Raw genomic sequence first — 11,522 nt, 5'->3', positions numbered from 1 at the left:
CAAAGGGCTTTTATTTATTGACATAAGGTAGATTGAGGAACTATTATGTAATAAGAATAAGTAGTGGGGATTTAACTTAGGCAATTGCATAGGAAATTTAACTAAGTAAAAGAAAAAGGGCGTGAACATATGTTAATTGAGAGAGAGATGTCTTATGAGCAATTAAGAAGCTATATCATAGATACCACTAGTTTTGGTATTGAAGAATTATCAGATGCAGAGAGAGAAGAACGCGAATTATGTGTTAAACAAGCCAAAGAAGATATGGATAAACTTCTTCCAGAAGGTATGAACACAGTAAACAATAAAATTAAAGAATATGTGGATGAAGATGGGGAAGTAGTTGGAGCGTTGTGGACAACTGTTCGAAAGGAAGAGGATTATCTGTTGTTAGCTATGATCCATGTGAAGGAAGAACAAAGAGGCAAGGGTTATGGTAAGAAATTAATGGATTTGGTTATCGAAGAAGCAAAGGAAAAAGGTCTTGAATTAGTAGCACTTGGGGTATACAAAACGAATGAGACAGCAATTTCCCTATATAAAAAATGTGGTTTTATTATCTTTGATGAAGAAGATTTACGTTATGCTATGTTACGACAATTGAATGAAGACTAAGGTAATTAGATAAAGAAGTGAGGAAATAAGATGGAAAGAAATTGTAGTTTAAATGAGATATCAGATGGGAGATTTTATGAATTAAATGATATGGTGAAGGCAGGTTGTGATGATTGTAAGGGGTGTTCCGCTTGCTGTCAAGGAATGGGGAATTCATTAGTACTTGACCCGTTAGATATTCATCGTCTTTTAATAAGCTTGAATTGTAGTTTTGAAGAATTGTTAGTAGATAAGGTTGAACTTAATCTGGTAGATGGAGCAATCTTACCGAATCTTCTTATGGTTGGGGAACAAGAGCGATGTGTATTCTTAAACCAGGAAGGCAGATGTAGTATTCATGCATTCCGTCCGGGTTTTTGTCGAATCTTCCCTTTGGGAAGATATTATGAAGATGGAAGTTTTAAATATATCTTGCAGGTAAATGAGTGTATAAAACCGGGTAAAACAAAAGTTAAGGTAAACAAGTGGATTGATACGCCTGATCTGAAAAGAAATCAGGAGTTCGTTAATGAATGGCATTATTTTTTGAAAGATGTGCAGGCTGCAATGACGACCGCACAAGACGAAACGCTTAGAAAGAAAATCACCATGTATGTGCTTCAACTATTCTATGTAACACCATTTTCAAAAGAAAAAAACTTCTATGATCAATTTGCAGAGCGATTGGAGATTGCGAAAAAAGAGTTAAGCAAGAAGAATTAAGAAAAATGAAAATCCTGTTATTAGATTAGAGGATATCTACATAAATGATTTTATAAGTACTACCAGTTGACAAAGAATAATAGACACGCTATCATATAAAACATATAGAACTAATATGAATTTGCAATAAAAGATTTTATCTATTAAGGATGGTATATATGTTAAACGAGTTTTCAAGAGCGCAATTATTACTAGGTGAAGAGCATATGCAAAGTCTTAAAGATGCAAGAGTAGCCGTGTTTGGAATTGGTGGTGTAGGTGGATATACAGTGGAGGCGCTTGCTAGATGTGGAGTGGGTGCATTTGATTTAATTGATGACGATAAGGTATGTTTAACGAATATTAATCGTCAAATCATAGCAACAAGAAAGACCGTTGGTAAATATAAGGTTGATGTAATGAAAGAGCGTATTCTTGACATCAATCCCAAGGCAGAAGTAACCGTTCATAAGTGTTTCTACCTACCAGAAACGGCGAATCAGTTTGACTTTACACAATATGCATATGTTGTAGATGCGGTAGATACGGTAACAGCAAAGCTTGACATTATCATGAGAGCCAAAGAAGCAGGGGTACCTGTGATTAGTTGCATGGGAGCGGGGAACAAATTAGATCCAACAAAATTCGAAGTAACGGATATCTATAAGACAACCATGTGTCCACTGGCTAAGGTTATGCGTAGAGAATTAAAAAAGAGAGGCGTTAAGAAATTAACAGTGGTTTATTCAAAGGAAAAACCAACTAGACCATTGGAAGATATGTCAATGAGTTGCAGAAGCAATTGTATCTGTCCACCAGGTGCACAGAGAAAATGTACGGATCGACGAGACATTCCAGGAAGTTTATCTTTCGTCCCTTCTGTTGCAGGGCTTATTATGGCAGGGGAAATTGTTAAGAATTTAGGTATTGAACAAAATATTTAGATATTCTATTTCTTTAGAAAAACTAACTATAAACTATAGTATGAAACGACGGCTACACTATATTTAAGATAGTGTAGCCGTCGTTTCTGTTTTATGGAGTATAATGCATCTCAAACAAATTATAGAATACTTGATACCCCATACCTAGGTACAAGGATATTGCAGGAATGTTTTCACCAACTACACTAAGAGTAGCTTGGGTTTCTCCAAGTTCTTTCAGGTACCTAAGTGAAGTTGCGATGGTTTCACGTGCAATATTCTTATGTCGATAGTCAGGAATGGTAAATATATTCTCTGTAGCACTTCGTCCATCACCGATTCCCCAAACGGTAACGGAGGATACAACTTTGTCGCTGTCTTTTGCAACGAAAACTTTAGTAGTATCACCATTTAGACGAAACCAAAGCTCGTGCTCACTATCCCTGACATTGTCAAAGCCCAGCTCATTAGCTTCCATATACTGCTTCATTCCATCAGCCTCAAAAGAATGAATACCGATAGAAATCGATTCAGGGATTGTATAGCTTGGAATTTCACCAGTTAAATCAAAGGATAGAACAGGAGTGATACCATGAGCAGTAAATTGTTCTTTTAATAATTGTTCCATATCTTCTAAGCTAGAATCCTCGCACCAACAACGCATAACGATTTTTTTGTCTGAGTATTTCTCTTTGTAAGTAGCAAAATGCTTCTTCAAGGCATCAATAAGAAGATGCTTTACTAACCTGAAATCGGGACGATTCTCCTGAACATGACATTCAAATTGCATATAGTATTCAGGAATATGTGTAACGTTACTCTCAATGTAGTACCAAGTGCCACCATAGGAAAGTGCTGCCACACCGATGACAGAATCATATTCATCGACGGCGACTATGGCATCTTCCTTATGAAAATCTTTTTGCCATTGTAGTTGAAGCCACATAAAAAAATGAATATTCTTAATGGACTCCAAATCTTTTACTTGAAACTCTCGTATTGATATCATAATAACAATCATACTCCTCTCAAAAGCATAGATATTTATTATCAATATTTATTATATAAGTGGGAATAATCTGATTGTATCAGAGACAAATATGAAATTCAATTCAAGGGGAGCTACCAAAACAGATATAGTTATAGTCGCCAGTTATTTTTCTTTGGTTTTTATTTGACAAATTACTTTGGCAGGAATATAATTGACTCAGAGTCAATTAAAAAGGAGCGTGTAATAGTATGAGTAAGAGAGTGGTATTGATAACAGGTGCATCATCAGGGATTGGTAGAGACACAGCGTTAGTTTTAAAGGATATGGGATATACCGTATATGGTGCTGCACGTCACATGGATAAGATGAAAGACTTAGAGAGGAAAGGAATCTATACCTTACCAGTGGATGTAACGGAGGAAGAATCCATGGTTAATTGTGTAGATAGCATATTGAAGAAAGAGGGAAGAATTGATATACTTGTGAATAATGCAGGTTATGGATTCTATGGAGCTGTTGAAGATGTTCCTATTGATGAGGCAAGAAGGCAATTAGAGGTGAATCTATTCGGCCTTGCACGTATGACACAATTGGTACTTCCTACTATGAGAAAGCAACATACAGGTAAAATTGTTAATATATCTTCGATGGCAGGTAAGATCAGTACGCCATTCGGAGCCTGGTATCATGCAACCAAGTATGCGCTAGAAGGTTTCTCGGATTGCCTTCGTATGGAGACAAAACCATTTGGAATTGATGTGATACTTATTGAGCCAGGCGCAATTAAGACAAATTGGGGTACTATTGCCGCAGACAATCTAGCTGAAGTATCAGCCAAGGGAGCATATGCAAAGCAAGCAAATCATGTCGTTAATTACTTAAGAAGATCATACACATCAAACAAGATTTCAAAACCTGAAATTATATCAAAAACAATAGCAAAGGCTGTTAGAGCTAAAAAACCAAAGACGAGGTATCTAGTTGGTTATGGTGCTAAACTTTCTGTATTTTCAAAACGTGTATTATCGGATCGAGCATTTGATAGAATGATTCAGAAGGTTATGAGATAAGGAGTGAAAACGTGGCAAAGAGAGCAAGAAGCCAAGAGGCGAAAGAAGAGAAGGCAGGAGCAATTCTTGATATGGCAGCTGAGATGTTTGCTACTAAAGAGTTCGAAAGAATTAAGATGTCGGAGATTGCGAAAGCACTAGGAATATCCAATGGAATCTTGTTTGTGTATTTTAAGACGAAAGAAATGCTGTTTTTTCAATTATTGATGCGTGAATACGCAAGGCGTCTAGAGAATATGGAACAACGAATAGAGAAAGCAGATATCGGTAATTACGACTTATTTAAGAAGTTGGTACTAGAGGAGATGGCAGTCATAATTGAAGATTCGGATATGTATATTCGCTTAGTATCTATTCGCGGGGCCATCCTTGAGAAGAATATTGATTTAGAGGTAATGATTGAATCAAAACAATGGTTTTATAATCGATTTAAGGAAGTGGCACTGATTATCTATGAACGTTGCAAGGTGTTTAAACCCGATGAGATTATGGAGATTTTCTTAGTGCAGGAATCGATTTTAGTTGGATGTAAACTATGTTCAAGTTTACCAAAGGATGTACTAAACATTATAGATAAATATCAGATGGAAGGCTTTAAGTTTGCATTTAAAGACAATGCACTAAAAACAATGTCTTATTATCTTGATGGAATGCATCAACATGATTAAATATGCAAGGTATATTCCTTGAATATACTAGTACCATGAACCAATATATGATATAATGTAAATGTTTGTATGTGGTAAAATTTACAAAACGCTTTCGAAAAGGTTGGTGATGTAGCTAAACTGCTACTGCCGGCCTAGGCTTTCTAGGAATTTCATGCTAATAAAAAAGCGTACAAAGGAGAATAGCATATGTTAAAAGATATTATTACCATTGGCGGACTTACGGTACATGGATACGGACTAATGATTGCTATAGGTTTTATGTTGGCAGTTTTTGTAGCGATGCATCGTGCCAAAGGTTATGGGTTGAACCAAGAGTCTATTATAGACATTGCATTGATAGCAATTATCTGTGGGTTCTTAGGTGCAAAACTATTATACATAATTGTTGAATTCAAAGACTTTGTCAAAGACCCAATTGGTGTAATTGGTTCAGAAGGATTTGTTGTATATGGAGGACTGATCACTGGAGTACTTTCCTGCATGTTGTATTGTATTAAGAAAAAGCTTAGCTTTATGAGCTATTTTGATATTGTGATGCCATCTATATCCATTGCGCAGGGATTCGGAAGAATTGGTTGTTTCATGGCTGGGTGTTGCTATGGTAGAGAGACAGATTGTGCAATAGGGGTAGTATTCCCAGCAGATAGTATGGCACCTGCAGGAGTGAGAGTATTACCTACTCAGTTATTCTCGGCAGCAGGAGATTTTTTAATCGCAGGAATTCTTGTGTTATATGCTAGAAGAGCCAAGTACAAAGGAAATGTTGCTGCTCTATATCTTGCTTTATATGGTGTAGGGAGATTCTTAATTGAATTCCTTAGAGATGACGAACGTGGGGCAGTTGGATTCCTTTCAACGTCGCAGTTTATATCAATTTTCTTTGTAATAATTGCCGGAGTTTTATTCTATGTGAATAAGAAGAGAGGCGTAGAAGCGGATCGATTAATAGATAAAAGTAATGAGCAACAAGAAGGTTCTCTGTAATGGAGAGCCTTTTTTATTGCTCATTGGTTATAATAGAGAGAGGTAAAGATGCTGAGGGGGAGAAGGAGGAAGAGATAGATTAAAAAAATGTTATTTATAAGCAAAATATGTAAAGATGTCTTCGGGCTTAACTGGTATAATACATCCATAATATGGACCAATTAGGGATTGGTTGATAAAAAGAGGGGGATGCAAATTGAAGGATCAGAACAAAATGGGTGTTATTCGTAGTATGAAATATACGTTACGGACCATATGGGAAGCTGATAAGGGAGCGGTAATATATTCATTCTACAAGAACTGTACAGAAGAAGTGTTTGCAACATTTTTCTTTATCTATCTACTCCAGTATATCTATTCTGCCATCGAGGAAGGGAAATCCTATGAGGGCTTAGTAAGAATGGTGGTGATTTTCTGCGGGTTACATATTGTAATCCATCTTGTATCAGCGGGGTATGCATATTACATACGACTGAGAACACCGAAGATATATGGACATGTCTTTCGAAAGGTAATAACGAAGGCAAAAACAATAGAACTAGCAAGATATGAGCAACCTGATTTCTATGATCGTTTTTCTAAAGCATTAGACGAATGTCTGTCAAAGGCAATTGAAGGAATGCAGAATTTAACCTGGGCAATTGGCTGTTTTCTAGCGGCAGTAGCTGGTCTGGGATTGGTAGCCAGAGTAGATCCTGTCTTGTTACTGTTTGTGGTACCACCTGTACTATCTTCCTTCTGGATTGGTGGAAGGCTGAATAAGTTACAGTATCAACTACGAGAAGAAGAGACAAGAGATAAAAGAATTAACGAGTATGTTAAGAGAGTTTTTTATGAAAAGAAATATGCAAGTGAGTTAAGACTTTATGATATTAAAAAATTATTATTTAGAAAACATACAAAAAGTTATGAAAATCGATTTGAAATCAATCGAAGAATCAGCCGGAAACTTAGTTGGTATTCTTTCTTACAATCCGCATTGTTTTTTGGCTTGACACTTCTTATGGCGTATCTCTATGTTACGGTTGTTCTTAAAACAAGTGGAGCAACTAAGATAGGTGCTTATGTAGCAATTCTTTCAAGTATTGAATACATCTGTTGGCGTGTTAAGGAAACCGTTAAGTTTATGAATCTAGCTGGGAAGTCCTGCATGTATATGAACAATCTCAAAGATTTCTTAGAGTATGAATCCAAGGAGCAACAGGTGGGAACTCGTGACGTGGATCAACCACTTGGTGATATTGATATGAAAGATGTTACGTTTACCTATGCAGGTGCCAAAAATCCGGTAATTAATGGATTATCATTACATATAAAGCAAGGAGAGAAAATTGCATTGGTTGGTGAGAATGGCGCGGGCAAGACAACCCTTGTAAAACTATTGATGGGGTTATATGAGATTCAGCAAGGATCAATTACAATCAATGGAATTGATATTAGGGAGTTTCAACAAGATCAGTTTCATCAACATTTTGGAACAGTCTTTCAGGATTTACAGATATTTGCACTACCGCTATCTCACAATGTTTTAATGCGAGAGCCAAAGGACGAGATGGAACGTAAGTTAGTGAAAGATGCTCTTGAAAAGGCGCAATTTGGGGATAAATTAAAGAGGCTTCCTAATGGTATAGATACGATGCTTACCAAAGAATTTGATACAGATGGTTTCGTAACTTCAGGTGGCCAAGCACAAAAAATTGCGATTGCCAGAGTATTTGCTAAGAATCCAGATATTGTTATATTAGATGAACCATCGAGTGCCCTTGATCCAATTGCAGAGTATCTTATGTACGATAATATGCTTCATGCATCGAAAGGTAAAACTGTGTTTTTTATTTCTCATCGTTTATCCTCTGCAAGAATTGCAGACCGAATCTTCTATCTTGAACATGGGCAAATCAAGGAATGCGGAAGTCATGATGAATTGATGAAGAAAAACGGAAACTATGCGAATATGTTCCGTGTACAAGCAACGCAGTACAAAGAAACGATCTCAAGTGATATTCTTGATGAATTCAAGGAACAATTCGAAGGAGAGGGGGAGTTCGATGAGTAAGAGTAAGATGGAACAAGAAGAGAGGGTTTCAATCAAACGTCTATTTTCCAATGTAAGATATAGTATCGCCTATGCATGGAAAGTTGATAAAAAGGTAGTATTAACAATCTATATTGCAATTATAAGTGGATATATCATCTACGCCTTGTACAGTACTCTCTTTTTAAAATGTTTCATAGAGATGTTATCTAATCATAATGTGTCGCTCTTTAAAACTATATTGTTTGTTTTAGGAGGAACAGGCTTAATGATCGTGGGACAGGCGTTAGAGAGTCCTACAGAAAACTGGGCTAGAGCTAGATTTGTCCGAGTAACTGGTATTATACAAAGAGAATTTATCAAGAAGGCATCAAATATTGATTTGCTATGTTATGATCAGAAGAAATACTTCGAAGATTTTGTTATAGCAGCTTCTCAATCAGATGAAATGATTATAAACACGGTAATGTGTACGGCAGAGATGGCTGGTATCATTACTGGTATTGTAACGGTGGGAACTTTAATTCTTACCATTAATCCTATTATAGCAATCTTTCCAATTGTGGGATTTTTAATTAATATGATGACTCGTTTCCGTATTACGGAATTAGAGTATCAGTATGATATGGAATATAAACGACTGATGAGGAAGGCTGATTATTCAAAACGTGTGTTTTATCAACCTGAGTATGCAAAAGAAATCAAATTATCAAGTATCGAAACTCCACTTCGTATGCAATTTGAAGGAGCACTTACCGAGATCGAGGTGAGTGCAAAGAAGATAGGAATTAGGATTGCACTACTATCACTGGTTAATTGGATTAGTGTCTTCACCATACTATCCAATGGATGTGTGCCGCTTTATCTTGGATATCTTGCATTGATTAAGAGAACTATTGCGCTTGGTGATGTGGCAGCTATGAACAACGCGCAGGGAGCTGTCAGGAATTTCTTAGATGGGATTAATTATGCCCTAGTTCAGTTCCAAAAGGTTGGTCAATTTGCAGAACGTTTTCGTAGGTTTATGGATTATGAGATACAGATTGAGAATAGTCAAGGAACGAAAGAACTGACAACGTCGAAGGAGGTTTTGGAGATTAAGGATATCTCGTTTCGTTATGAGGGAGCAGAAGAGGAAACTCTCAAACACGTATCCATGACAGTTAAACCGGGGCAGAGAATTGCCATTGTTGGAGAGAATGGAGCAGGTAAGACAACATTTGTTAAGTTATTAATGCGCTTATATGACGTAACAGAAGGACAGATTACATATGGTGGAACAGATATACGCGAATTCAATACGAAGGAGTATCGAGACAGTATCGGGGCTGTGTTTCAGGAATTCCAATTGTATGGTGTAACCCTTGCAGAGAATGTTATGATGGGTGAATATCACAAGGAACAGGAGCGAATCGTGTTAGAAGCTCTTCATCTTGCAGATTTTGATAAGAAACTTAGTCGTTTGCCAAATGGTATCCAGACACAGATGACCAAGGAATTTGCAGAAGAGGGAACGATGTTGTCTGGTGGAGAGACACAAAAAGTTGCCATTGCAAGAATGTTTGCTAAGAACAAAGATATCTCGTTAGCTATCTTAGATGAGCCATCTAGTGCACTTGATCCATTATCAGAAGCAACCTTAACAAAGAATATGATGGACAATGCAAAAGAAGCAGCAGTTATATTCATATCGCATCGTTTATCTACGACAAAGGATGCGGACCATATCTATATGTTTGAGAATGGTACCATAATCGAAGATGGAACCCATGAGGAATTGATGAAGTTGAACGGTAAGTATGCATATATGTTTGAGAAACAAGCGCATTATTATCAGGATGAGATCGCATAATACCCCTTGACTCTTACGTTACGTTATAGTATATCATGAGGTAGAAGGAATGAGGAGGTCAACACGATGAAGATACATGAAGTAGCTGAGCTTTCCGGTGTAACCGTTCGTACTCTACAGTACTATGACCAAATTGGATTGCTAATACCTAGTGAAGTAACAGAGGTGGGGTATCGCATCTATCATGAGGAAGATTTAGATCGATTACAACAGATTCTATTCTTTAGAGAATTAGAGTTTCCATTGAGAGAAATTAAAGACATCATGAATAATCCTAGTTATGATCGGTTGGAAGCGTTACGTAATCAAAAGGCTATGTTACTTGAGAAACGAAGTCGTATGGATCGATTAATCCGATTAGTAGAAGAACGATTAGGAGGACAACAAGATATGAGTTTTGAGGAATTTAGTATGGAGAGTATTGAGAATCATAAGAAACAGTATGCAGAGGAAGTAAGAAATCGCTGGGGAGATAGCGATGCATATGCAGAGTATGAGAAAAAGACAAAGGGATATTCTAAGGAAGATTGGAATTCCATCTCACAAGCCGGTGATAGTATTATGGGCGAGTTTGCAAAGCATAGGGATTTGTCACCAGAGGATGAAACAGTACAAGAATTAGTTGCTAGATGGCAAAACTTTATTACTACACATTATTATGAATGTACGAAAGATATCCTAGCAGGATTAGGTAATATGTATGTAAGTGATGAGAGATTTAGAGAAAATATTGATAAACATGGAGAGGGAACAGCTGAATTGATGTCAAAAGCAATTGAAATTTATTGTGCTTAGGGAGTAATATGTAGCCAATGAAGTTGTAATCTCAGAGGGGAGTATCTTATGTTAGAATTATCAGAAAGTTATAACATCGCAAAGCAGATGAGAGATATACTTAAGGACAAAATTGTGAGTGAGGTGGTTGTTTTGCAATCACCCCATAAGTTTACGTGGATTTGGGGCGAAAAAGATTCATTTGAGGAACTTCTAGAGGGAAAGCAGGTAACTGGAGCAAATTCTTATGGCGGAATTATTGAATTGGAACTTGAAGATGTAAGAGTGACATTTGCAGATGGTGCTTATCCAAGATATTATGATAACCCTAAGAAATTTCCTAAAAAGAGTCAACTTTTAATTCTATTTGACGATGATACATCAGTTGGAGTATCGGTGCAGATGTATGGATTTATTGGAATATTCAAAGAAGGAACTTGTAAAGAAGGCTATTATTTTGGGTCAAAAGCGAAGGTATCACCTTTAAGTGATGCATTTACGTATGAATATTTCAAGCAAGTATATGAACAAAGTAAAGGGAAAAAGGTTTCTGCAAAGGCATTCTTAGGAACGGAGCAAAGATTTCCCGGGATAGGAAACGGAACCTTACAAGATATCTTATATCAAGCAGGATTGCATCCAAGGTGCGATATGGAAAGCTTATCAGAAGAAGAGTTTCATAGATTATACACTTGTACTTACGATATCGTTCGTCAGATGTGTGAGGAAGGCGGACGTGATATAGAGAAAGATTTGCTTGGCAATCAGGGAGGATATCAGACCTGGTTAAGTAAGAAGACAGTGTGGACACCATGTACGAAGTGCGGTTATGAGCTTCGTAAGGGAAGCTATCTCGGAGGAACCATTTATTATTGTGAGCATTGTCAGAGGGAATAATTGATCATTAATACTGTATAATATTAATT

General features: G+C 36.8%; 11 protein-coding genes. 10 read left to right on the top strand and 1 reads right to left on the bottom strand.

The window, feature by feature from the left end; translation table 11 throughout:
* Nucleotides 1–129: 129 nt before the first annotated feature.
* The 3 genes from BUB90_RS07785 (at nucleotide 130) to BUB90_RS07775 (ending at nucleotide 2,240) form a co-directional block, all read left to right on the top strand.
* A complete protein-coding gene (locus tag BUB90_RS07785; RefSeq protein WP_073285611.1) occupies nucleotides 130–615 on the top strand; it encodes a GNAT family N-acetyltransferase in 486 nt (161 codons plus the stop codon).
* A 30-nt stretch (nucleotides 616–645) separates the two neighbouring features.
* Nucleotides 646–1,317, top strand: a complete 672-nt coding sequence (locus tag BUB90_RS07780) for a YkgJ family cysteine cluster protein (RefSeq protein WP_073285608.1) — start codon at nucleotides 646–648, stop codon at nucleotides 1,315–1,317.
* A gap of 158 nt (nucleotides 1,318–1,475) precedes the next feature.
* The gene (locus BUB90_RS07775; RefSeq protein WP_073285604.1) at nucleotides 1,476–2,240 is read left to right on the top strand and encodes a tRNA threonylcarbamoyladenosine dehydratase; all 765 of its coding nucleotides are present in this window, start codon (nucleotides 1,476–1,478) and stop codon (nucleotides 2,238–2,240) included.
* Nucleotides 2,241–2,331: 91 nt separating this feature from the next.
* On the opposite strand, the gene BUB90_RS07770 is transcribed toward BUB90_RS07775, so the two are convergent.
* Nucleotides 2,332–3,228, bottom strand: a complete 897-nt coding sequence (locus BUB90_RS07770; RefSeq protein WP_073285601.1) for a GNAT family N-acetyltransferase — start codon at nucleotides 3,226–3,228, stop codon at nucleotides 2,332–2,334.
* A gap of 230 nt (nucleotides 3,229–3,458) precedes the next feature.
* On the opposite strand from BUB90_RS07770, the gene BUB90_RS07765 reads away from it, so the two are divergent.
* The 7 genes from BUB90_RS07765 (at nucleotide 3,459) to BUB90_RS07735 (ending at nucleotide 11,493) form a co-directional block, all read left to right on the top strand.
* On the top strand, nucleotides 3,459–4,280 hold the full coding sequence (locus BUB90_RS07765; protein ID WP_073285598.1) for an oxidoreductase: 822 nt from the start codon (nucleotides 3,459–3,461) through the stop codon (nucleotides 4,278–4,280).
* Nucleotides 4,281–4,291: 11 nt separating this feature from the next.
* Nucleotides 4,292–4,948 (top strand): TetR/AcrR family transcriptional regulator, encoded by a 657-nt coding sequence (locus BUB90_RS07760; RefSeq protein WP_073285595.1) that lies wholly within the window; start codon nucleotides 4,292–4,294, stop codon nucleotides 4,946–4,948.
* Nucleotides 4,949–5,137: 189 nt separating this feature from the next.
* On the top strand, nucleotides 5,138–5,935 hold the full coding sequence (locus BUB90_RS07755; protein WP_073285592.1) for a prolipoprotein diacylglyceryl transferase: 798 nt from the start codon (nucleotides 5,138–5,140) through the stop codon (nucleotides 5,933–5,935).
* 196 nt (nucleotides 5,936–6,131) lie between these two features.
* Complete coding sequence (locus BUB90_RS07750) at nucleotides 6,132–7,991, top strand: ABC transporter ATP-binding protein (protein ID WP_242952501.1); 1,860 nt, start codon at nucleotides 6,132–6,134, stop codon at nucleotides 7,989–7,991.
* A complete protein-coding gene (locus BUB90_RS07745; RefSeq protein WP_242952500.1) occupies nucleotides 7,984–9,822 on the top strand; it encodes an ABC transporter ATP-binding protein in 1,839 nt (612 codons plus the stop codon). The genes BUB90_RS07750 and BUB90_RS07745 overlap by 8 nt, the downstream gene beginning before the upstream one ends.
* 66 nt (nucleotides 9,823–9,888) lie before the next feature.
* The gene (locus BUB90_RS07740) at nucleotides 9,889–10,617 is read left to right on the top strand and encodes a MerR family transcriptional regulator (RefSeq protein WP_073285589.1); all 729 of its coding nucleotides are present in this window, start codon (nucleotides 9,889–9,891) and stop codon (nucleotides 10,615–10,617) included.
* Between the two features lie 48 nt (nucleotides 10,618–10,665).
* On the top strand, nucleotides 10,666–11,493 hold the full coding sequence (locus BUB90_RS07735; RefSeq protein ID WP_073285586.1) for an endonuclease VIII: 828 nt from the start codon (nucleotides 10,666–10,668) through the stop codon (nucleotides 11,491–11,493).
* Nucleotides 11,494–11,522: the final 29 nt, after the last annotated feature.

The sequence above is a fragment of the Anaerosporobacter mobilis DSM 15930 genome, from assembly GCF_900142955.1.
Lineage (GTDB): Bacteria > Bacillota > Clostridia > Lachnospirales > Lachnospiraceae > Anaerosporobacter > Anaerosporobacter mobilis.
Note: the sequence above shows the minus strand (reverse complement) of the source record. Positions and strands in the feature narration are given on the sequence as shown.

Excerpts from the sequence above, each read along its gene's own strand:
- BUB90_RS07785 (WP_073285611.1), top strand. The coding sequence starts at position 130 with ATGTTAATTGAGAGAGAGATGTCTTATGAGCAATTAAGAAGCTATATC.
- BUB90_RS07770 (WP_073285601.1), bottom strand. The coding sequence starts at position 3,228 with ATGATATCAATACGAGAGTTTCAAGTAAAAGATTTGGAGTCCATTAAG.
- BUB90_RS07765 (WP_073285598.1), top strand. The coding sequence starts at position 3,459 with ATGAGTAAGAGAGTGGTATTGATAACAGGTGCATCATCAGGGATTGGT.
- BUB90_RS07755 (WP_073285592.1), top strand. The coding sequence starts at position 5,138 with ATGTTAAAAGATATTATTACCATTGGCGGACTTACGGTACATGGATAC.
- BUB90_RS07780 (WP_073285608.1), top strand. The coding sequence starts at position 646 with ATGGAAAGAAATTGTAGTTTAAATGAGATATCAGATGGGAGATTTTAT.
- BUB90_RS07740 (WP_073285589.1), top strand. The coding sequence starts at position 9,889 with ATGAAGATACATGAAGTAGCTGAGCTTTCCGGTGTAACCGTTCGTACT.
- BUB90_RS07735 (WP_073285586.1), top strand. The coding sequence starts at position 10,666 with ATGTTAGAATTATCAGAAAGTTATAACATCGCAAAGCAGATGAGAGAT.
- BUB90_RS07775 (WP_073285604.1), top strand. The coding sequence starts at position 1,476 with ATGTTAAACGAGTTTTCAAGAGCGCAATTATTACTAGGTGAAGAGCAT.
- BUB90_RS07745 (WP_242952500.1), top strand. The coding sequence starts at position 7,984 with ATGAGTAAGAGTAAGATGGAACAAGAAGAGAGGGTTTCAATCAAACGT.